This is a genomic window from Rhizobium sp. L43 (assembly GCF_002531725.1).
Taxonomy (GTDB): Bacteria; Pseudomonadota; Alphaproteobacteria; order Rhizobiales; family Rhizobiaceae; genus Rhizobium.
Genome location: NZ_NWSQ01000017.1, coordinates 136506 through 158817, shown reverse-complemented (window position 1 = coordinate 158817; position 22312 = coordinate 136506). Strand labels below are relative to the sequence as shown.

Sequence of the window (22312 nt, the reverse complement as noted above, 5' to 3'; positions counted from 1 at the left end):
ACCATGTTTGATCCGATCGGCGGCTTCAACAGGATGATCGACCAATTCCTCGCCTATCTGGACACGGCGTTCCGGATCGATGATCCGCGCGTGTCGGCGCTGAGGAAGGAGCTTCTGACCACGCCCGGACAGCTTGCGCTCGACCCGATCTTCGAGGCGGTTCCACGCTACGAGCCCATCGGATACGGTCTTGAGGGGCTGATCAACGATCCCGAAGGACGGCTCCCCCACTTTTCGCAGGCAGAACGACAGGCCTTCGTGGAACTCGCACTTTCCGGCCTCTTCGACCGGGACAGATCCAGCAAAGAGCTCAAGGGTGCCTACGCGCCCTACCTCCATCAGGTCGAGATGCTTGAGAAGGGTGCGCGCGACGGAACCCCCGGCATCGTCACCTCGGGCACGGGTTCCGGCAAGACGGAATCCTTCATGCTGCCGATCCTCGCCCAGCTCGCACGGGAAGCGGCATCGTGGCCCGCGCCCCTGCAGCCTCTGGACGACCTGTGGCTCGAGAAGGGGCGCGAGTTCCAGCACCACCGCAGGAACGAGCACCCCGACAGACCGCAGGCGGTTCGCGCTCTCATCCTCTATCCGCTCAATGCGCTCGTTGAAGACCAGATGGTTCGTCTGCGCAAGGCGCTCGATTCCGACGAAGCTCAGGACGTCATGGCGCGCCACTTCAATGGCAACCGCATCTTCTTCGGCCGATACACGGGCAAGTCCCCCGTCACCGGGTTCCTTCGCCATCCCCGCAAGGGCAAGGACGAGGCATGGAAGAAGCGGAACGCGCGGGCACGCAAGGAGTTGAAGACCGAACTGCAGCGCTACCAGTCCATCCAGCAGCGGCTCGCCGCCGATGGCGATCCCGACCTGCGCTACATCTTCCCCACGACGGACGGCGCCGAACTGATCTCGCGCTGGGACATGCAGGCGACTCCACCCGACATCCTCGTCACCAACCAGTCGATCCTCAACGCGATGCTCGTCCGCGAGGTCGATGATCCGATCCTGACGCAGACACGCGCATGGCTGACCGAGAACGACGACGCGCGCTTCTACCTCGTGCTCGATGAGCTGCACCTGATCCGCGGTTCGGCCGGCGCCGAAATGGCTGGCCTTCTCAAGGTGCTTGTAGAGCGGCTCGGGCTGGCCGATCCCGCGCATGCCCACAAGCTCCGCATCCTGTCGTCGTCCGCCTCGCTGCCGATGGACGAGGAAAACGCTCCTGCCAGCATCGACTACCTGAAGAACATGTTCGGCGACGCTGGAACGGCGGGAGCAAAAGACATCGATCATGCCTGGAGACAGAGCGTCGTCACAGGCCGTCCGATCAAAGTCCAGCGCCCGGAGGCCATGCCGTCGCGTGAAAGCCTCGCCGATCTCGCACGCGCGCTGGAGGAGCTGGACCATCGACGAAACCCCCGCGAACTCTTCGACCGCTTCCTGGCGGCGGCCGCCAGCATCCCCGGCTCCGCCGGAAAGACCCCAGCCACCATGTTGGAGGAGGCAAGCGCGACCGCGGCCGCGATGCTCGACTTCGCGCTTCAAAACCCCGAAAAGCCGGGATCCAAGCTCCCGCGCGCGGTCGGTGACATCGGCAACGCCCTGTTCGACGCAGAAGACAGGCTAGCTGTCCGCGGCCTGCTTGCACTGCGAGCGATCCCAGACCTTCCGGCCACCGTGCTGCCAGAGGAACTGGCTCCCAAGCGTGCGGCCGTCGCGGCGCTGCCCGGCTTCAGAATGCATTGCTTCGTCCGCAACATCGAAGGCCTGTTCGCCTCCATCCACAGAGAGGATGACGGCGCCGTGATCTGGGGGACCCCAAGCATCGAGCGCGGCCAGAACTACGACGGGGAGGCCGATCAGGAAGGCCGCAAGCGGCTCTTCGAGATGCTCTACTGCGAAGCCTGCGGCGATCTCTATCTGGGCGGCAAGCGCGGGGAGACGGATCCCGGCTCGTCGCGCAGGGTTTCGCTGCTTCCGGCTCCGCAGGAACTGGAGAAGCTTCCCGAAAGCGCCTCGTCCATACGGTTCGAGGATGCCAGCTACCGCGAATTCGCCCTCTTCTGGCCGAGCCAGGGGCAGGCCGAAGTCGAGATCCGCACTGGCAGGACACCGTATCGCTGGACACCGGGGTATCTCAATCCGCGAACGGGGGTCGTGAGCGACAGGGAAGAGAAGGGCGACGTGCCCGGCCACCTGCTTCGCTGGTCAGGCACCGACGGCTTCCAGAACCGCACGATGGAAGACGACGGCACAGCCGTTCCATTCTGCTGTGCCAAGTGCGGGACCGACTATTCCGGACGATATCGGCAGGCGAACTCCAAGAGGCGCGAAGGCCGTCTCTCGCCCATCCGAAGCTTCAGGACTGGTTTCGGCAAGACCTCCCAGCTCCTCGCCACCGAACTGGTCGCCTCGCTGAAGGCGCAGGACGGCGATGGAAAGCTCGTCGCCTTCTCCGACAGCCGCGAGGATGCGGCGAACCTGGCTCTGGAGGTCGAAGTCCAGCACCAGCGCGACCTGCGCCGGGAGATCCTCATCTCGGCTGCGACCCGCATTGCGCTCGATCATGCCTACGGCGCCGAAGACGAGGCCGAGTACCAGCGCCTCAAGAAGGAGATCACCGCGCTGATGATGGAGGACAAGGATCCCGACCATCTCCAGCCGCGCCTCAAGGCGCTCAAGAAGCGAAAGGACGCAGCCGGCCACCCTCCGAGCATCCCGCTGAAGGATCTCTTCGAGTTCGAGCGCGACAAGGTGGGCAACCTCACGCGTCCGATCCTGACGGAACTTATGAAGCTTGGATCCACCCCGGTCGAGGGCGCAGACACGAAGCTCAACCGCATCAACAAGCGCCACGCCTGGTACGAGTTCTTCGATAGGGATGGAAGCGATCAGATATCGTGGAAGCACGACGTTCCCGAGGAACAGCTAAAGCTGATCCGAAAGGCGCGCGAGAGGGTGCAGGACGATCAGCCGCTGGACGCGACAGACCTCCTGTTCAGCAAGACATATTTCGCACTCGAGGAGACCGGGCTCGGATGGCCGAGCTTCTATGGCTCCGAGGAATACACGAATGAGAAGTCGCGCGACGACGCGATGCTCCGCATCTTCGCTGACGCGTACCGGATCACGCCCAACCAGTTCCAGGACGTGACCCGCAATGCCTGGAGCAATGCATTCGACATGCTTGGCAGGGGCGACAACAAGTTCCGCCGTCTGATGGACAAGATCCTCCAGCATCCGGAGCAGGAGTGCAACGACTTCCTCGACAAGCTGCGCACCACGCTCAAGCAGACCCGAGGCGATGGATCGATCGATATCAGCATGCTCTACTTCCGCGCCGCCGATCCGGCCGGAGCCGCCTGGCGGTGCAAGCGCTGCGGCCGCGTTCATCTCCACTCCGGGTTCGGACGCTGCACGCGGTGCGGGGAGACGCTCACCCGACCAGAGGATCTGACGGCCTCGAAGATAACGGGAGAAAACTTCCTCGGACGAAGGGTGATGCGCGCGATCTCGAGCGACGAGCCGCACTTCAGGCTTAAATGCGAGGAGCTGACGGGCCAGACGAGCGACCCGGCCGAGCGGCTCCAGCAGTTCAAGGGCGTGTTCGTCAAGGACGACAACGAGAGCGACGAGGACTTCCGCTGGCGGAAGCTGTTCGACACCGCCGATCTGCTTTCCGTCACGACGACGATGGAAGTGGGCGTCGACATCGGCTCCCTGCAGGCCGTCTACCAGGGCAACATGCCCCCGCAGCGGTTCAACTACCAGCAGCGCGTGGGCCGCGCCGGCCGCCGGGGGCAGGCTTTCTCCACGGTTCTGACGGTCTGCCGCAGCAAGAGCCACGACATCCACTACTTCCACAACCCGATTGAGATCACAGGTTCGGCTCCGCCGCCGCCCTTCATCACGACGGGACTGACGGACATTCCGTCCCGACTGCTGCGCAAGTTCTGGCTCGTTGAGGCCTTCCGCATCCTGCGCGAGGAATCCGGCGGGACGTGGGCTGGCGACGACGTCGTCCCCGGCGACATCCACGGCGAGTTCCTCTACTGCAGAGAATATTTCCGGCAGGACATGAACTGGCGGGATCGACTGGCCGACGCACTGGAGCGGACGGATCATCGGCGCGTCCGGCTGGCGACCATCCTCGCCGAAGTCTCCGGCTGCGATCTGAAGAAGATCGTGGACAAGGTCTCGGCAGATACCGTCCTTGCCGATGTCGACGGTCTGGAGGAGGAGTTCGGGCTGCAGGCGGTCGGCATCGCCGCGGCGCTCGCCGAACGCGGGTTGCTGCCGCTATACGGCATGCCGACGCGGTCGCGGAACCTCTACGTGGAGCTGAAGAAGGCGAACGGGAAGGGGAACTTCGAGGCCGAGTGGGACACGATCGACCGCGACCAGGACATGGCGATTTTCGACTTCGCGCCCGGAAGCGTTCGCACGAGGGAGAAGCTGCGTCACCGCTGCATCGGGTTCACGGGCGTGCTGCTCGACCCCGATCAGCATGCAACGAACTTCGATGGCCCGGTGGATCCGATCTCGGACTGGAGAAAGGACGACTTCCACCTCCGCTTCTGCGGCCAGTGCGGCGCATGGAGCAGGGGCACCGAACATACCGCCGCCTGCCACGCCTGCGATGCGCCTCTGGCCGACACCGGAATCCGGTGCATCACGCCTGCGGCCTATCGCACGGAACTCATCCCCACTGACGAGAACCTTGCCTCCAAGGTCGGCCAGCGCATGACGCTGGCGAGCCTCGGCAAGCCCGACGAGCAGAAGACCGACGCAAATCTCAGCGTCAACTTCGCGGAGCAGTCCGAGATCTTCCTCGTCAATCCCGGCTTCAGGGACGACACGGACTTCACCGGCTTCGAGGTTCAGGAGGCGATCGACACGAACGCCCAGCGTATCTGGTGGTGGGCGGATAAGCCGCTTCTGAAGCTGTCGGGACAGGCAATCTCCACGGATGTCCTCGCCGATGACCAGAACGGCCGCTACCGGGCTGTCGAGGAGCCGTCAGTAAGCGCATGGCTCGCCTCCACCAAGGTCACCAACTCGCTGCAGATCGGACCGGTCAAGCTCAACCCCAACCTCCGCCTGCTCGACATGGACATCGGCCTCTCCATGGGCCGACGCGACCCGTCCCGCACAAGCGTCCGCGCCGCGGCAATCTCGGCGACGGAGATCATCGTCCAGCGCGCTGCCCTCGATCTCGACATCGCCCCTGAGGAGTTCGACGCGCTGGCGCCGAACATCATGGTCTCTCCGAGCGGTGAGCGCCTGCCATATCTCCAGATATCGGACGCGCTGCCGAACGGCTCCGGCTTCTGCCGCCACCTGCTCGGCGACAGTACCATTCCCGTCTCCGCCCTCATCGGCAGCATCCTCGACCAGGACGCGGCATGGCCGAGGACCGACGTGGCCGACCCCGACCACATGAAGCGATGCGGATCCTCCTGCTACAGGTGCCTGCAGAGGTACAACAACAGGAACTTCCATGGTCTTCTCGACTGGCGGCTGGGCCTTTCCTACCTGAGGGCGATGGTCGATCCCTGCTACGAATGCGGGATCGACGGGAATTACGGCCACTTCGAGCTCAACGACTGGCCGAAGGCCGCAATGGAGCTTGCGCTCCAGACGAAGACCTTCATCCCCGGCAACACGGTATCGAGCGTGAAGGGGAGGCCGGACATTCCGATCTTCTCCCTCGATGAAGGCAACAGCCGATGGGGGGTGGTCGTGCATCCACTATGGGACGCGAGGAGGCTGTTCGACCGTCTGGACCTCCGTAGCAACTACGTCGCTGTCGACAGCTTCGAATTGTCCAGGCGCCCGCTTCATGTTCTGCAACGAGCGCGCGCTGCCGCGAAGTGAGGATTTCGCTGCTCTATGTTGCTCGACGGTCGAAACGATCTTCGTCACGATTGCTTCGACCGCCTCATGCTCCCAGAATCGAAGAACTGTCCAGCCGATCTGCGCAAGGTGCTCGCGGACCCGCTTGTCACGTGCGCGGTTGCGTTCGATCTTCTCCATCCAGAAGGTGGTGTTCTTCTTCACCGATGGCGGGTGGATATAGCACCCATGCCAGAAGCAGCCATCGAGGAAGATTGCGATTTTCAACCCGGGTAGAGCGATGTCGCAGGTGATTCGCTTCATTCCGGGCACGGGGTAATGAACCCGATAGCGGAACCCTTTGTCGAAGAGCTGCGATCTGATTGAAACCTCGAATGAATTGTCGTGCCTCCGTGTGCGCTGCATTCGTCGACGTACGGATGGCGTTGCTTCGAGGTCCATGTAGCTTCGATATACAATCTCGGTGGCGTGATGATGGCCGGACCGCGCGAGGAACGGACTGGCAAACGGCGGTTCTCGCGCGGCGTCGCTGGCGCTGAGATCCCGCTCGCAAATGGCCGCTCGGAACCTGCATTCCACGTTCCCGGAACGGCGACGGCGCCACGCTCGAGCGCCTTTCCGTTAGTTCACACGGCCCCGAGCGGCCTAGGGTCCGTTGCCATGCGCGAAGGATCGCGCCACTTGGTGCGGTTCGATATGAATCCTTGCTTGTAATTGTTGACAACGATATCCCAATCCTTTCCAAGGATTCATGGACACCACTTCCGAGATGATGACCGCCCTGCGGGCAGGCCGTGCACTGTTGGGACTGAGCCAGGAGGAACTGGCGGCGCTTGCCGGCATCAGCCGCCAGGTCGTCGCCAGAATAGAGAAGGGCGAGGGAAACGTCCTCGTCGAATCCATCGAAAGGGTGCGGGCCGCCCAAGAGGCCGCCGGCGTCGTCTTCATCGATGGCGAGGGAATGCGGGGCCCCGGCGTAGCCCTCATTCGGACAGCTCGCATCCAAGCAGACGTCGATCAGTAGCTTCGACTGACTGGGATGAGCATCCACGACATTGTCAACGGCCACCAGCAGAGCCGAATCGATCAGTTCTGCCATGAGACCGTGCCAGTCGCCCACCCAACCTGCTTTGATTATGCGAGCACACCATGCTGCTCTTCGTCCCAAACCCGCCAGAAGAAGTGGAATATCCACTCGACATATTCCGGATGCAGCACGCGGCGATGTCACGAGTTCAAGCTGGGATGTTCACCTCCCGCAGGCCCAGGGTATGCGGGGACACATCGAATACGAGGACGATAGTAATGAACGTTGAAGCCGATCAAATGGACGATCGAGATGATTATGACGTTTACTTGCAGACCTGGGAACAGGGAGAGCGGCTTCGGCACATAACCCTCCCTCAGAATCTAAGCGATCCTTACATGCGCCAGCGCCTTCTGGACGACAGTTCCGGTGTGGCGCCGGTAGAGCGCATCCCCTTCGCCTCTGGCCCAAAAGTCATGGCGAGCGACGAACTCATCATTCGCAGCCACGACTTCTTCAAAGACAGCCAGAAAAAATGGTCTGCCGAATTCTGCGACTATGTTCTGGGAAGAGATGTCCCTTCAGCCAAGCTCGACACGTTTCTACGCGGTTTTACAGAGTCTTGGGTCGACGGTCTAAGGCGCCGACAGGACTCTCCGGAAATGCTGTCTATTAAGGCATCGATCCGCGACTTCGACCAGCTCTGCTATCCGTCTCAGGCCGGTCGGTTTGTAATCAATGCGGTCGATCAAAGCATTGTTCCCCTTTTTACGCCCGCCGAAATGGCGGCGATATTCCAGGCGAACAACGGTCTTATAGAAGCATTCTTGCCGGATTACCTTGATCATCTCGGTGATGAGGGGCCAGGTTCGCTCGATGAGTTGTATGTCCGCCGGGGTGTCTACATGCCTACGCAAGATGCATTTCGTAAGGAACTCCACTACCTGAGCTCATATTCCCTGGGGCTGGGGCCAGTCGAGCAGTTTGCGCAGACATGGACCCCCGCGACGCGCGGTAGCGGAATCCCCTCGATCTTCTCTGCGCCTCTGCCCGCTATCCAAGACCGCGTCGTCGCCTTTGCTCCGTTTATTGAGAACATGGACCTGAGCCAATTAGAATTCGTCGTGGCGCCCCCCGTCGAGGAGATGCCTCTCGAGGACCACGGGATGTTCGGCAACATTCGCGAATTCAGCTTTCGGTAGCCGAAAATCCGCTCCGATTAAACGTCAGCCGAGGCGTGAACATGGTATTCGACAGGTCACCAAGAATTTGGGGCGTGACAAAGCGATTTCTCTCCGCATACCTGTGGACCATTGAGGAGATCAATGGCAACGCCATGGCTGCTTTTACTGCAAAGCGCCGACTGCCGATGTCTGCTGTCGGCGCAAATTGACATGGGGGCTCGCCTCGCGGAACGGCTGTTTAGCGCCGCATCCCAGCCCTTAATCCCAACTTCGGGAATTCTCCGGCCCTTTAGTTAAAGCCGCCAATTTGCTGATGACGGGGCGGCGGCGGTCGCGGCCAACGCGCCTGCCATTGACATGGCTTCCCTGGCCAGAGCGTTGGTCGAAGACAGCCTACAATGCCTTAGCTTTCTTGTCTGGTAAGCCGCCATACTGCTCATACGCGTCCAGCATTATTCGCGTATACTCACTCGTGCTCGAGGTTAACTCGCCCAGGCCTGGCCACGCGAAAGGTATCGCGGACCAGATCGTTTCAAGTTCAACCTCCAGACCCAGCAGCTCCGCTACCGCCAAAGCCTGAGCCGGGTCCTTGTCCTCCGGCCACAAATCCTCCTCAAGACCAATCCAGACACCATTGTCGTCATCGACACGGATCTCGGCACGAAGAGCGCCCAGCTTCTCGCTGATGTTGGTTGCGTCATCAAGCAAAGCGCTGCGGACGAGAAGAACGACCTTGTCTTCATTCAGGTCGAGCTTGGGCCGGCTATCGACAATCCGAAAATCGGGCTTGCCTTTATCCGCGGGGCCGTCTGCTGTCACCGGAAGAAATGACTTGCTCCCATCATCACACCAGAATGGAGTGTCAAAGATGTCGAGAGGCGATGCCCCGCAACACGGACAATGCCAGAGGTTCTGCGCGATCTGAGCGCCGGTGATCTTTCCATTGCAATGTACACAGAACCACACATCCGACTCCACGTGGCTCAGCGGGTGCCGAACAACACCGCCAAGATCCGGCTTTGTGGACCGTCGGGGCCAATCGGTAGAGATCTCCGCACGAACCTGAGCCGCCCGATCTCGGGCCAGACGGAGTGCGGTCTCCAGGAACTCCGGGTCAAGCACCGGGCACTCCCCACTCTGATCCGTAAGTGTCTCTACGATCGGGATCGCGCCAGGGTTCTCTGGCACCCTGATGCTCCATCCTTCGCCTGCGATGATGACGTCGTGAAGAACCACTTGAAGCCGATATGCATGATCCCCAATCATGCCCTGTTCGGCCTCTTCGAGGTATATGAAACGCCGGTTCATGGTTTCAGGTTCACCGTTCCGGAAGGTTGCCGCCGGGAGGGGGCGCTTAACAAAGGCCTCGAGGCCCTCCATTTGTTCGGTAGCGATCTGCCAACCTTTTTTGCCGGCGGCGATAAACTTGGTCCAGCTAGGGAAATCCAGTTCCCCCGCAATCAGGTCAAGGGCCTGATGTTGCGCGATCCTGTTCGCGCGCGCGTATCGCTTTGCCAGAGCCTTTAGTCTGCGAAATTCTTTCGTTTCGGTCATATCCATATCCTGGTATGATCCGACCATGTGCCCGCTAATGGCCAGACCCATGCCCGTTGGCATGGAGTGACACTTTAGAGATTTAAACGCTGACATAGCTTTGCGTGGCGGGCACACCGGCCCGCGTGTAGGGCCATGCTTTGTATGCCAAGCAAGACGACTGCGGTCAAGCCTATCTAGTTTGCTCTCATAGCGATCCGGCGCAACGCTACATCTCAGCCGTCCTGTGGAAGAATGCTGAGGATAGGGTAAGATGGGGATGGAGCAACCTAGGGGTTGGCAATGGTCTACAATGCGCCCCCGTGCCGGCCAAAGCTTGCATTCTAGCTGCCTCCCAGAAGCGGAAATCTCGATGGATCGGGGAGGCAGAAGGTTTGCGCGGAATGCAGTATCGGAGGTAGTCTCGCGGATACTTCAAGCAAAGCGACAACGTATCTGTTCAGCGCTGATGGACCCGCATTTGCGGTTCGAGAAGGATCCTACATTTTGCGCCTTAACGTCGCTCGCATATCCTCGATCATGTCCCGTTCGAAGTTAAGAAGCTGGGTCTTCTGCAGATCGATGGCTGTGATGTAGTCGAGAGCCGCGTCGAGGGTCTTAAAGTCTCCCGGCCCCAGCTTCCGTGCTGTTTCCGGTGCAACGCCATACTCGTCCAACGCGTAAAGGCCCGCGGGGAGAAAGAGATTTTCGCACATGGCTGCGTAAAGGCCGTAGTTTCCGGGCTCCAAGCCAACTCTCCTAAAGATGTCAGCCTGAATATGAGATATCGCCATGAGGTGGCGGGGAAATGTGTAGGAGAGGTACTTGCGCATGAAACGAAGCGCAAGTTCCACCCCGTCGCTTATAGTGGTGTCGGCCCTTCGATGTGCAACGAAGTTGTCGACCACTTCGCGGTAGCGTTGCGACATCTGCACGCGCGTAATTGACGCCTTCAGGGCGTTGCCGGAAAAGATGCCGTAACCCTTCAGAACGTTCGTGTCGAGATAGTCGAAGACAAGATCGCAGACACCGAGTAGCTGCGGCGGCCGTGGCATTCCGGTCCAGGCGAGCATGTCATGATAGAGAAGAAGATCGCTCGTGATCAGGTGGTAAATGGCCTCCTGCCGGTCGACCGAGACATGCCGGTTGAGGCGCAGGGTCTCCGGGGACAGCGGGCTTGCATCGCGCACTCCCTTGACGCGGTCTCGAGAGACTTCCGTCAGATCTTCATCCTCCAAATCCAGAAGCAGCGAGATCGGCGCGTTCGGGCCTTGTGTGCCGACGGCAATCTCCACGGTGAACCGATCCGGCGCCGGCTGCTCTTCCAGGACGAAGACCTTGCCCACAAAGTACCGCCTCATCCGTCCAGCCCGTCCCGCAATGTTCCGGAAAGTGAAATGGTCTAATGAGGTGTTGTTGAGTCGCTTGTCGAACAGGATGACGTTCTCGGCGACGGTGTTGACACCTTCGATCATCGTCGATGTACAGACGAGCAGCTTAAGGGTTCCACTTTCGAACGCGCGAAGCACGTACTGTTGTAACGCTCGCGGAATGTTGCCGTGATGAATGCCGATTCCGTGCTTCAACGCCGTGGTCACGATCCAGTCCGACGGATATTCGAAGGTCAGCCATTCAACCGCGTCATCCAGTTCCGGGACCAGTGGAAAAAGGGCGGCATCCAGCAGGGCGCTGGCAGCATCGTGAGCGCTGTGCGGCGACTGGCAGTAGACGATCGTCGGTGAAGTGAGATCGGAGCAAAGCTCTATCAGCTTATCTTCGCGCTGCCCTCCGTGCCTTGGCAACCTAAATTGCACGATGTCCAACGCCACGGTGGAGAACAACGACGGCACGAAAAGGTATTCGTAGGACGAAGCCAGGCCGACAACTCCGTCGACATGCGGTCCGATCAGGTAAAACTGTGCTCCTGTGGAGGCCAGCTTGTGAAAACATAGATTAAGATCGACAGAGCGCTCGTCATCGTCGTCACCCCGCAGATCGAGTTTGTAGAACTCGTCGATGACGAAGAACGTCACGAGGCTGAGATCCTTGCGCGTCAGCGCTCTTTCCTGCGTGAGGATGAAGATTGTCTCACGCTCGGGAGAAGTGATCTGGGTCGGGTGGGTAACAATGTCGTAATGATCGCCGAACTGTGTGGCGAGACGGCGCCTTGTTTCATCTATCAAGGCGATTGTTGGGACGATGATAGCTAGATGATGGTGCTTGCCGGTGGCGATAACCGCGTCGATGATGGCGCTCTTCCCTACGCTGGTCGTGGCGCTCAGCACGACGTTCCTGCCAGCCACAAGCTCCCTATAGATTTGAAGCTGCAGAGTATGAAACACCCTTTTCTCGCCGACGATCGGCATGCGGTGAGCTTCGAGCAGAAGCTGGTCTTCCAAGGTTGAGGCTCGGCTCTCGGCGACGTATGGTAGCAATCCCACGGATCGCACCAATCCATCCAGAACCATCGACAGCCCGTCGGGGAAACGTTCGCGCCGATCCAGGCAGCGAATGACCAGTTCGCGGCCTTCGTCGTGGGTGGCCCGAGCGTTAACGAGGCGGCTTATCGCAGAGAGGATAAGTCCTGCTTCTTCCGGGGAGAAGTCGGTCTTGAGGAGTGCGCGCAAATCCTTGGTATCCACGTCAGGCTCTCCTCAGCCGAAGCTTGAATTCATCTAGCAGCTCGGGTCCCTGCACGGGTACCAGAAAAACGTGGATGCGCACCTTCTTCAACGCATCTGAAAACTGGTTCGTTATGAACTGGTACGTGGTTTCCACTTCTGCCTGAAGGTGCGTCACGTAATCGTCGGCGAAGCCCGCAGCGAGTACAGCACTGTCGTATGCAACTAAAACGGGCACATTTAAGACCTTTACAAGGTCGTCCAGCTTCGAATGTCGGTCGAAGATTCCGTCGATGGTGCTCGACCGGACGTGCTGGGGTTCGCGGAGCTGGAGGATGATCTCCCGTTCCTTCTTCAAAAAATCTCGGTCAAGCGTGTCCGCAAGGGCGGCGGCCACTGCACTGGCGACGTCGGCCAAATCGCGCGTCGCAGTGATGTGGGATTGCCCGAGCCACAACTCGTCTCCCGTCGGCGAAGGCACAATGTGAGCGTTCATTTCGTATGCCGTGGTGCCCGCTACGCTGAAGAGCTTGCATGTAAGCGGCTCGCTGGACTTGTAGTGCCTGAGGATAGCATGAAGGAGCAATTGAGCCAGGAGAGCTTCTTCGTCGATGCGGCTCCTGTCGAAGGATTCGATAGCCCGATGAATCTGCCTTCGCGCCTCCAGCTTGGGCGTCTGAGCAAGAACTCGGGCCGATAACGAAATCTCGGGAAGCCAGTCGATGAGGTACTCGCAGAGATCGTCCTTCCGCCATGCCCCACCATCGAATTCCGCGTCGTATGATGCCATCGAGCGTATGGGATCCGTTTCTTCGATCCTGTGGATCTCAGTGAAGAATCCTAGTGTCGCGAATTGATAGACCTTTACGAATGACTGGTTCCGCTGCCTAATGAGCACCACCTGCTGCTTCCACCATGCGGTGATAGCTCCTTTAGTGATCACTTTGGCCGATGGATTTTGTACGCGGGATGCGTCACCGGCTGTCACGGCCAGAACGACCAAGTCGTCGTAGATCTGTTCGGCCGCTGAAACGAGCAGGCATTCCCCATCGGCTTCAGCGAGGCGAAGCAGAGAGTTCAGGTTCTCAAGCCTCAAGGCCTCGATGCCGCCTCCAACGGTCTCCCAGAGCATTGAGTGCGTCCACTGTTCCACCGTCGTCCCCTGTGGAGAAATCGAGCCAGGAAGCCTTTTGGCAATTCTGGGGGCCAGCGATGCAAACGCGTCCACCACGTTACGGTCGAAACGGTCGGCTCTTGCGATCTTCAACGGAAGAAGGTCTGAACGGACATCACGCACGGTGACGAACCTAAATAAAGACGGCCCAGGAAATTGCTCCGAGGCGAGGGAGCGCTCGACAAGCGACGTGCCTCTCGAGGACGCAGGCGAGCGCTCATAGATCTCGCTTAATGACCACTTGCTGGTGCTGTCTGTGGTCTTGACCTGGACGTACTCATTGTGTCGCGTCAAACCGTCATCCCAACGCAGAGCGATGTCGTCACCCGTTTCGCACTCAACCTGCGCAAGATTCTGCTGCTGTAGAAGATGAATCAGAAATCGAGCCGCAACATGGTCTTGAAACCGAAAGCCGCGACGCCCGGCAACGCCGCCGGCATCCGACGCGTTTGGTCCGATCAAGGGAGGAAGCGACATTCGCGAATCTTATAACAACCGTTTCTGCGAGGCCACTCTAGCTTGAATTGCGTGATGAGCAATCGGCAACCGGCATTCTCCCTTACTTCTTACCGGCACACTTAAGCCCCCTCTCGAAGCCAGCCCTCACAGGCCCCGGTGCTGTCCGGCAGACGTCAAATGTCTCCGGCAACGACAGTCATGCTCGAAGCACGACGTCACAGGAGTTAGTTTATGAGCACCTCCAATGTTGCCCAAGCCACCCTTGACATCCATTCACCTAGCTGCCCCGCCATCAAGGTTATCGCTTTCAAATCGCCGAATCCAGGAATCGCAGATCGTCCGGTTCCGAACAGCCGATCCGAGCGGCTGGCGAGGCCGCTCGGCGTCCTTCTTTTCCAGCCAGCGGCCCCCCGTTTCCAATGCCGCTCGCGCTGGGCGTTGCGCTTGGATTGGTAGACGGAACCGGGGCCGGATCCACCTTTACCCGGGCGAGTGGCCGGGACCGTCCTCATCGTCCCTCTCGCCGTCCTGCCGGATCTCGTTCAGTGCAAGCGCCAGTCTTTCGAGCGCCTCTCTGATCGAACGGAGGGCAGTCGTTGAAGTCATCGGATCCGGGGCGCTTCCGATGGCGCGGCGAGCGATTTCCACCGGGGCGCCCGCCTCCATGAGGATTTCGATGACCGAGCGGCGAACGTCGTGCCACCGCCATGGCTCCCCCCTTGGCCTTGTCGGTGCGGCCCCTTGCAGATAATCGCTCATCCGGCGATCGACCATCCCTCTCAGCCTGGCCAGCTTTCCCCGACTTCCGAAGTCCGAGCCGAAGACATATTCGTCGACGGATGACGAAGTGCCGCAGCGAAGGCTCAGTAGCAGCGAGACCGTGCGTTCGGACAGCGGCGTGATCTCGGGCGTATTCGAGTATAGGAAGTCCCGGTCTCGCGGTTTCATCCAGATCCCCTTGTCCAGGTTGAGTTCCGACCACTTCATCATGCCTAGATCCAGGGGGCGCTGTCCGGTCAGCGTGAGAGCTTTGCAGAATACCCGCTGGGAAGGCTTCTCAAGCCGGTCCGCCGCCGCAAGGTAGGCCCTCATCTCGAGTTCAGAGAAGTGACGGTCTCGCCACCGGGGGCGCAAGTCGAGCATCCTGGGCGTGATATCGGAGACGGGGTTCGCCGGTAGCCCGAACTCGACTCGCCTTGAGGGATGCATTGCCCAGTTGAACAGGGCCTTGACCTTGGACAGGCAGGTCCGGGCCAGTGCGGGCCGGTCCCGCATGGAGTATATCAGGTCGAGGACGTCCGTGGCGGCCACCATTCCGATCGGCTTGAGCGCCCACGGGTTGACCGAGGGGTCGATGAGATACCGTTTCAGGAACTTGGCGTCCTTGTCCGCACTGCGATTGTGGCGCCGGAGGTGCAGTTGCTGCGCTTGGAGCTCGACCACGGCGGCGAATGGCAGGGAGTGTGCGTCAAGCTGCTCGGGCGGCTTCGTCACGATGCTGCTGAGATTTACGGCTCTTTTCAACCGTGCGGCTATCTCGCGCGCCGTTTCCGTGGCGGTCTCTGGATGTCCGCCAATTCTCAGGATTCCGGAAATGCCGGGCTGGTCGGGGACGAAGTAGAAGACCTTCCGGTCGGCGGCCACGACGAGACGCATGTTCTCGACAGTCGAGTCGGCGAAGTGCACCCGGCGGCCGAGAGCCGTGAACGGCAGGCTGCGGACAATATCGTCCGTGAGATGGATCTTCTGCATGCTACTATCCTTTCGAGGTTGGATGGTGTGCGTTTGAAAATCTTGCTTGTGTACGAAATTCCATGCGCCCGCTGCCGCCTGGCAGGCGGATGCGATGTCCCTGGCGTGTCTCGGCAGGCTAGGGAGTTGCAGCCGCGGCCGATTGCGCGGCAGCGATTTCTTCAAGCTCGTCGATGATCAGTTCGACTTCCCGCGGGTTTCCGTGGAGCTTGGGTGTCCACCACTCCCGCCTCCATTGCGGCGGGTGGATGGGGGAGTAGGCGACCAGCTTCAACTTGCCGCTGGGTTGAGGTCGCCACTCGTTCCAGGTGATGCCGACAACCGGGCGAACGCCTTTCCGTGATCTGGGCGGCACGGGTTCGAACTTCCCGCCGCCGAGATACCGCATTTGGGTCTCCCGGCAGGTCTCGATGATTGCAAGGCCCGCGGGCATGCCGTGGAGCGTTGCGACAGTCGGCCATCGGGGGGCGAGATCGGGAGCCGCCTTTTCACTGCAGTGAACGGGAGGTTCGTCCCAGATTTCGATCCGAGGGCGGATGAAACGGCGCCTTGCAGCCACGATGATTGAATGCCCCCGCGCTTCGAGGGCGAGGAACAAGGTGTTCGCCCATGCGAGAGCGGGTCGGAGCTTTTCCACAGTCGCCGCGACGTCGATCGCGTTGTTCGCGCGAGTGACGAGGAGGGACGCGGTCGGTTCCGTTTCCGCAGTGCGGAAGATCTCGATTGCGAGGACGACGAGTGGGTGGAGGTCGCCCGCGGGCGCGTGCCAAACCCTGCGGCGGTCATAGTACGTCTTCAGGCTGCCGCCCCACGCGTCCTTCGACCAAGACAGCGGCCGTCCCGGCCTGGGCGGAGGCAGGGGCGGCCTGGCCAGTGTCTGGCCGGCCCTCGTCCTCGTCCACCAGCCACGTGGCGGTCGGGGCACGTCGAGCGCCGTGCAGATCCTGGCCATGTAGCTGTTCGACACCTTGAGCCGTGCGGCCGCCCGCATTACCGGCGTGCTCCACACGAGCTGATAAAGCTCTTCCCGGGAAATGACGCGCAATTCGGAATCGGCGGGATCCTGGATCATTTCCAATCCTCCCAGTCGTCGAGAGTGAGCGTGCCCTCGCTCATCTTCCGCAACTTTTCAGACCATGCATTGAACGCGGTCCTCAGTTCCCGGGCATAAGTATAGAGGTTGTAGACCCTTTCGATCCCCGTCTTGCCGTGTCCAATCGCCGCTTCCGCCACCTCGCTTCTGCCGACGATCGGCTCGAGCTGGGTCCGGACGGTCCGGCGGACATCATGCCATGTCCAATGGCGGAGGGAGGCGCCGGGCGCGATTCTCTCGAGCTCCTCGGCGAACTTTTTCTCGAACTCCCCCTTGAACCAGCTCGGCTTGGCGATGGGGCGCTGGCCGTGCGACGAACTGAAGACGTAGTCGCCGTGTCCGACGACCTGAGCCCGTTTCAAAGACTTCAGCATTCCGACCATGCAGTCTGACAGATACACGACATGGTCAGTCTCGGGCTTCGAAGTCCCCCCCGGGATTGTCCAGACCTTGCGCTCGAGGTCGAGGTGCGACCACCTCATCCGCGCGGTTTCCTCTCGCCGTTGGCCCATTTCGATCAGAGCGCGAGCAAAGGGGCCATAGGGATATTCAAAGCTCGCTGCCGTCGCGATGTAGGCCTGTATTTCGAGATAGCCGAAATGTCGCGACCTTGTGTTCTTTGGAAGCTTCATCAGGGAGGGAGTGAGATCGGCAATCGGGTTCCGGGCGAGCCCGATGGCGTCCCGGCGGTGCGGCAGCATCGCCCAGCGGAAAAAGGTTCGAAGGTGCTTGAGGCACTCCCGCGCCTGGCCTTTCGCCCCTCTGTCCGCGATGGCTGCGATGCGCGAACTCACATCGCTGTCCGTGACCTGCGAAATTGGTTTGTTCATCCAGGGATTTCTATCGGGGTTCAGGAATTCCCGTTGGATGTTGCCGACCAGCTTCCCTGTCGCCCTATTCCGTTCTCGCGTGGGAAGGTAGACGATATAGTCCTCCATGACGGAGGCGAATGTGCTTCGCAGGCGGAGAAGCTTTTCGTCGTTCTTCCGAGCCTCCCTTTCACGCCTTCGCGCTTCTTCCGCGGCTGGATCCTGGCCCTTCTTGATCTTGTCGTTCCAGTTGTCTGCAATCGTACGCGCCGTCGCCGTGGACATTTTCGGGAACTTTCCGAGCGGCCGTCGCGAAGGGTTCGGCGACCCTCCGAAGCGGGCCGTCAGGGTGAACGTCTTGCTCTTCGATCCGACGCGGATGGCGAGGTTCTCGATCGACGAGTCGGGGATCTCGTAGCGATGGTCCGCCGACACTGCGAACGGGAGATTGGCTATTATCTTGTCGTTGAGGTGTGTTCGTCTCATCTTCCGTTTCCTTCTGTTTCTCGGGCAACAAACCGGGCAACAGCTCGGTCTGGAGGTGGTATGCCCGTCGAAACAAAGGGAAACAGCGGTGCAGGTAAATGTAAATGATTACAATATGTTATGTTGATAACTGGCGCATACTGGCACGATGTGACGGGATATGACTTTGGCTGGTCTGGAACCTCATAACCTGAAGGCCGCAGGTTCAAATCCTGCCCCCGCAACCACCGAAACTTGTAAATTCTCCCATTCGGGATACTTCCTCACAAGCTCCTCGGCATAAGCCTCGAGGAGCTTTTCCTTTTTTGCCTCCGTATCGATCTCGCCAGCAGCAATGCGGGTCATCAGATCGTTCTGGGCCGAAGCGACAAACTGCTGCTGCATCATGTCGATTACATCCATCGAAGCCATGATATTGGCGATATCACCATGGACCTGCAGGGACGCCGGCTGATGGCCCGGTGTCTTGCCAATAACGACCGTCTGGATCAGATCGCGAACGATCGGCATCAGGCGGCGCTTGGCTTGCTCGTCGGCATTGTTGCGCGCCAGAAAGATCAGCTTGCGGATGGCGATCTCGGTATTGGCCGGATTGAACTGCGCCCTCAGCTTCGCAATTTTCTCCTGAAAATCTTCCGCCGGCTCTTCAGCCGTGGCGGCGAGTTCCTTGACCAGCTTCTCACGGGTGATTTCCAGTTCGTCGAGCTGGTCGTCGAGGATAGCGAGACGCGGCCGGCCTTCTGTATGCCGGTCCTGAATCTGCTGCATCAGGCTTGCCTGCTTGGACTTGATCGTCGCAAGCTCGGTGATCAACTGGTCCTGGAGGGACGGCGCACTCTTCAACTTGCTCACCTCATGCGCGACCATCTTCTCCGAGATCCGGTCGAAAATGTTGAGTGAGTAGAAGGCGGCCGGGATGCAGTTGAGGACGCGTTCTTCCAGTTCGTGGCGGGTGATTGTCTTGCTGTTGCCGCAGCAGGCGCCGTGGAGCTCGTCGATCGGTAGACGCTTCTTGCGATTGGTGCAGCTATAGCGGTCCTTTCCGGAGATCGCATAGGGGCCACCGCATTCGGCGCATTCCAGCATGCCGCTCAGGAGGTATTCCGGCCGGTGCGTCGCATTGAGTCGCTTGCTTTGCCCGAAGTCGAACAAGTCGCCGATCTCCTTCTGCCGGTCCTTGACGCGCTGCCACAGTTCGTCGGAGACGATGCGCATCTCCGGGACTTCCTTGAGCACCCATTCAGCAGCATCGTTGGCGCGGGCGGTCCGTCGTTCCGTCTCCGGGTTCTTGCGATACTGGCGCCTGTTCCAGACCATCCGGCCGATATAGCTCTCGTTGTTGAGGATGCCGGTGCCACGGCCGACATGGCCGCGGATTGCGGTATCGCGCCACTTCCGGCCACGCGGGCCGGGGACACCATCATTGTTGAGGAGCTGTGCGACGTCGCGCGGCGACGTGCCGTCAGCATAGAGTTGGTAGATGCGACGGACGAGGTCGGCCTTCTCGGGATCGATCTCCCGCAAACCCCTGATGCGATCACCCATCAAATCGCGCTGCTGAGACAGTTTGTAGCCGTAGGCGAGGCAGGTCGACGCCTTGCCCTTCCTTACGGCCATCTTCATGCCTTCGCGCGTTCGATAGCGGATCTGCTCGACCAATTCCTGGCTGAGGGCCGTTCGCAACGCCATCTCGAGGTTGGTGACTGCCTGTGCGCCATGGACGGTCCACAGGTCGATGTCGCGATACTGCCACTCCTTCAGCATCTTGAACGCATGCTCGAGATCTCGTGACAGTCGGTCGACAGTCACGCAGAGGACGATGTCGATCTGTTCGCGCCGGACATGCGCCATGAGGTTCTGGATGCCAGGACGAAGCATGTAGCTCGTTCCGCTGATTGCGGCATCGGAATAAGTCGCAACCAGCTTCCAACCACGATCCTTGACGAAGGCTTCGCCGAGCTCGATCTGCGTTTCGATCGAGACCTCGTGCTGCCGGTCCGTCGAATAGCGGGCGTAAAACAGTACCTTCTTCATCTCCAACTCCATACGGGTCTATTCTTTGGAAGGGAGGCCGAGGTAGGTGGCCTCCCTAGAACTACTGACGCTTCAGCGTTCGCGCCCCTTACCGGGACTGGGAAAACCGCCTCCTGACATTGGCCTGTTGCTGTCGAACGCGTTGCCAGAGCTCGTCGCTGACAATGCGCAGCGCGGGCACGTACCCGTCGAATTCTTTAGCTGCATTCTGCCGCATGCCGACGTAGAGGATGTTATTGAGGATGCCGGTCCCGCGCGCCCGGTTTCCGTAGATAGCCTCCTCCCGCCACGGTTTGCCGCCCGGCCCCTTGACGCCGTCGGCATTGAGGGCCGACGCGATGTCGCGGGGCGCGCGGCCAGCCGCATACATCCGGAAAATGCGGCGGACAGCTTCGGCCTCGTCCGGGTGGATAACTCGATATCCGAAAATCCGCCGACCTGTGACATCAATGGCCGACGACAGCTTATATCCAAAGCCTGCCGGTCGGATTCCGTGATCATTCTTCGAGGAGGGCGCGTTGGCGTGCTTGCCGTGATCGCCGCTGTCGACATAGGGCAGATTGCGTAGCGTCACCCGTTCGGCCATTGCTGCCGACCACAGTTCGATCCCTCCGGAGCCAAGTTCCTCGAGAAACCGCGCGACGTGGATGTGGTTGGCCGACACGTTGAGGGGCGCGTCGCACAGAACGATATCGATCTGTTCGCGTTCGATATCGGTGCAGAGCGACTTGATGCCCGGCCTGGCTTTGAAAAGCGTCTCATTGTTCTCGACGTCCGTAAAGAACCCCACCAGCGCCCAGCCACGGTCGGCGACAAATGCCTTGCCGCGTTCGATCTGCGCTTCGATCGATCCTTCACCCGTCTTGCTCGCAGCCCGAGCGTAAAAAGCTACCTTCTTCGTCATGTCTTCAATCCCGTTCTACAATGATTGGAAGTCGGGAGGCGGACTTGTAGCAGCCCGCAACTCCCTTGAGAGCCCGGCGTCAGCGGCAGTTGCTTGATGGAAATAATTGCCGCTGCGCCGCAGCCGCCCGCTATCAGGCGTCGCGCGGGCGAATTCGCTCGACCGCGGCCGAGAAGGCAGCCGCAGCAGCATTGAGGTGCTCGATCAACCGGCTAACCCCCGGATCCTGCATACCGCTTGGACCGCGAAGCGAGATCTCGTCGACCTCCTGCAGCCAAAGATGCGCTTCCACCAAGTAGCGTAGGGCATCGCTCTGCAGGGCATCGCCGATATCGGCAAGCGTGACGGAAGGAGCCAGATGCAGTCCATAGCGGACTTCACCAAACTTCGACCGGGCGAGTTGACCAGTCAGCTCCGACTGCAGCGGAAAACTGACAAAGCGCGGTTCGATGAGAACTGCGCGCGGACCTGCCGGTGCATCGGCATCCGCCAGCACCGCATTGATCTGCTCGATCAGCTTCGGCACTTCCGAGCGCCACCAGGAAGCATGTTTCCTGAGGCCTCTTGGAATGGCCGTCGTCCTACGCGGGGATGCGGACGTACGAGTTGTGGGGTTCGTGTTCGACATGGGGACCTCCTATGGTTGCCAATTGCCATCGTCTTCGACGACGATGGGCGGCGGAGGCAGCCATGCTGGAGGAGGTCCGGCCAGGAAAAGCGCTCAGCGAGATGCGAGCACGAAGGGACGCGCCGGAAGAGAAGATCGTCCTCATGATGGTGCTGAAAGCTGTCGTCACTTGGCGTCTCCTTTCCTATGTGGCGCTTGGGCCATGTATCGAACAAAGGGACATATAACCGACTGTCGTTCCCATTGCAAGTGTCTGTAATCAAATGTTTTTTGGCAATAAATGTTTACCATGGCGATGTGCCTTTTTGAGACTCTGTTTGTTTTTAATAGATCTTGGAAAAAAATACCGGCTTTGACGTAGTCGCCGTTCACAAGCTCTTAAGCATAGCGACTTGGCTGCCAACGGCCTCTCAATGGCGACGGATGAAGGGGACAGCTTCGTATGCGGTGGATGAGCGAGCACCGTCAGCGCGCTTGCGGCTTGCTGATTGGGTAGTGATCCTGGCTCTGAATGGAAGGCCATTGCGTCGTCAATGCTATCAATGGTTGCTGTCTAAGTATAAGATTTATTTTCCGCCATTTTCCCGCCGAAATTCGCCCGGAGCTCGAAGTAATACGAGTATATACCAAAGTAATGGTTGTCGTTTTGTGATATCAAAAATGACGCAACCTATTGTAATAATTGATGAATTTGAATTGTTGTGCTATAATTTGATCATCAGTCGCATGGTGCGGCTGTGGCGAGTACTGTG

General features: G+C 59.9%; 13 protein-coding genes and 1 pseudogene. 4 read left to right on the top strand and 10 right to left on the bottom strand.

Features of this window, described 5'->3' with window-relative positions:
* The first annotated feature begins 3 nt into the window (after window positions 1-3).
* Window positions 4-5877: a DEAD/DEAH box helicase gene (locus CO667_RS22635; protein ID WP_097620498.1), complete on the top strand. Its 5874-nt coding sequence runs from the start codon at window positions 4-6 to the stop codon at window positions 5875-5877.
* A 75-nt stretch (window positions 5878-5952) separates the two neighbouring features.
* Here CO667_RS22635 and CO667_RS22630 read toward each other — a convergent pair.
* Window positions 5953-6297: pseudogene (locus tag CO667_RS22630) on the bottom strand (very short patch repair endonuclease); the annotation flags it as partial.
* A gap of 310 nt (window positions 6298-6607) precedes the next feature.
* On the opposite strand from CO667_RS22630, the gene CO667_RS22625 reads away from it, so the two are divergent.
* Together CO667_RS22625 and CO667_RS22620 are read left to right on the top strand one after the other, a co-directional pair.
* On the top strand, window positions 6608-6880 hold the full coding sequence (locus CO667_RS22625; protein WP_245433206.1) for a helix-turn-helix transcriptional regulator: 273 nt from the start codon (window positions 6608-6610) through the stop codon (window positions 6878-6880).
* A gap of 281 nt (window positions 6881-7161) precedes the next feature.
* Window positions 7162-8085 (top strand): hypothetical protein, encoded by a 924-nt coding sequence (locus CO667_RS22620; protein ID WP_143540740.1) that lies wholly within the window; start codon window positions 7162-7164, stop codon window positions 8083-8085.
* A 375-nt stretch (window positions 8086-8460) separates the two neighbouring features.
* Here the strand turns inward: CO667_RS22620 and CO667_RS22615 are convergent, their stop codons facing one another.
* From CO667_RS22615 to CO667_RS22575, 9 genes are all read right to left on the bottom strand, one after another.
* Entirely contained in the window at window positions 8461-9621 is a 1161-nt protein-coding gene (locus tag CO667_RS22615) for a hypothetical protein (RefSeq protein ID WP_097620518.1), read from the bottom strand.
* A gap of 479 nt (window positions 9622-10100) precedes the next feature.
* The gene (locus CO667_RS22610; RefSeq protein ID WP_097620496.1) at window positions 10101-12242 is read right to left on the bottom strand and encodes a DEAD/DEAH box helicase; all 2142 of its coding nucleotides are present in this window, start codon (window positions 12240-12242) and stop codon (window positions 10101-10103) included.
* A gap of 1 nt (window position 12243) precedes the next feature.
* Entirely contained in the window at window positions 12244-13872 is a 1629-nt protein-coding gene (locus CO667_RS22605) for a Hachiman antiphage defense system protein HamA (RefSeq protein WP_097620495.1), read from the bottom strand.
* A 462-nt stretch (window positions 13873-14334) separates the two neighbouring features.
* Window positions 14335-15606, bottom strand: coding sequence for a tyrosine-type recombinase/integrase (locus CO667_RS22600; RefSeq protein WP_097620494.1), 1272 nt, complete (start codon window positions 15604-15606; stop codon window positions 14335-14337).
* A gap of 118 nt (window positions 15607-15724) precedes the next feature.
* Complete coding sequence (locus CO667_RS22595; RefSeq protein WP_097620493.1) at window positions 15725-16678, bottom strand: hypothetical protein; 954 nt, start codon at window positions 16676-16678, stop codon at window positions 15725-15727.
* The gene (locus tag CO667_RS22590; protein ID WP_097620492.1) at window positions 16675-17994 is read right to left on the bottom strand and encodes an integrase family protein; all 1320 of its coding nucleotides are present in this window, start codon (window positions 17992-17994) and stop codon (window positions 16675-16677) included. The genes CO667_RS22595 and CO667_RS22590 overlap by 4 nt, the downstream gene beginning before the upstream one ends.
* A 183-nt stretch (window positions 17995-18177) precedes the next feature.
* Window positions 18178-20028, bottom strand: a complete 1851-nt coding sequence (locus CO667_RS22585) for a recombinase family protein (RefSeq protein WP_097620491.1) — start codon at window positions 20026-20028, stop codon at window positions 18178-18180.
* An 88-nt stretch (window positions 20029-20116) separates the two neighbouring features.
* On the bottom strand, window positions 20117-20932 hold the full coding sequence (locus CO667_RS22580) for a recombinase family protein (protein ID WP_097620489.1): 816 nt from the start codon (window positions 20930-20932) through the stop codon (window positions 20117-20119).
* A gap of 133 nt (window positions 20933-21065) precedes the next feature.
* Window positions 21066-21458, bottom strand: coding sequence for a hypothetical protein (locus tag CO667_RS22575; protein WP_097620488.1), 393 nt, complete (start codon window positions 21456-21458; stop codon window positions 21066-21068).
* Between the two features lie 164 nt (window positions 21459-21622).
* Between CO667_RS22575 and CO667_RS35470 the strand changes: the two genes are divergently transcribed.
* Entirely contained in the window at window positions 21623-21787 is a 165-nt protein-coding gene (locus tag CO667_RS35470) for a hypothetical protein (protein ID WP_179874199.1), read from the top strand.
* The last annotated feature ends 525 nt before the right edge of the window (window positions 21788-22312 follow it).

Coding starts and splice junctions, on each gene's coding strand:
- CO667_RS22635 (WP_097620498.1), top strand. CDS start 4: ATGTTTGATCCGATCGGCGGCTTCAACAGGATGATCGACCAATTCCTC.
- CO667_RS22625 (WP_245433206.1), top strand. CDS start 6,608: ATGGACACCACTTCCGAGATGATGACCGCCCTGCGGGCAGGCCGTGCA.
- CO667_RS22620 (WP_143540740.1), top strand. CDS start 7,162: ATGAACGTTGAAGCCGATCAAATGGACGATCGAGATGATTATGACGTT.
- CO667_RS22615 (WP_097620518.1), bottom strand. CDS start 9,621: ATGACCGAAACGAAAGAATTTCGCAGACTAAAGGCTCTGGCAAAGCGA.
- CO667_RS22605 (WP_097620495.1), bottom strand. CDS start 13,872: ATGTCGCTTCCTCCCTTGATCGGACCAAACGCGTCGGATGCCGGCGGC.
- CO667_RS22600 (WP_097620494.1), bottom strand. CDS start 15,606: ATGCAGAAGATCCATCTCACGGACGATATTGTCCGCAGCCTGCCGTTC.
- CO667_RS22595 (WP_097620493.1), bottom strand. CDS start 16,678: ATGATCCAGGATCCCGCCGATTCCGAATTGCGCGTCATTTCCCGGGAA.
- CO667_RS22590 (WP_097620492.1), bottom strand. CDS start 17,994: ATGAGACGAACACACCTCAACGACAAGATAATAGCCAATCTCCCGTTC.
- CO667_RS22585 (WP_097620491.1), bottom strand. CDS start 20,028: ATGAAGAAGGTACTGTTTTACGCCCGCTATTCGACGGACCGGCAGCAC.
- CO667_RS22580 (WP_097620489.1), bottom strand. CDS start 20,932: ATGACGAAGAAGGTAGCTTTTTACGCTCGGGCTGCGAGCAAGACGGGT.
- CO667_RS35470 (WP_179874199.1), top strand. CDS start 21,623: ATGCTGGAGGAGGTCCGGCCAGGAAAAGCGCTCAGCGAGATGCGAGCA.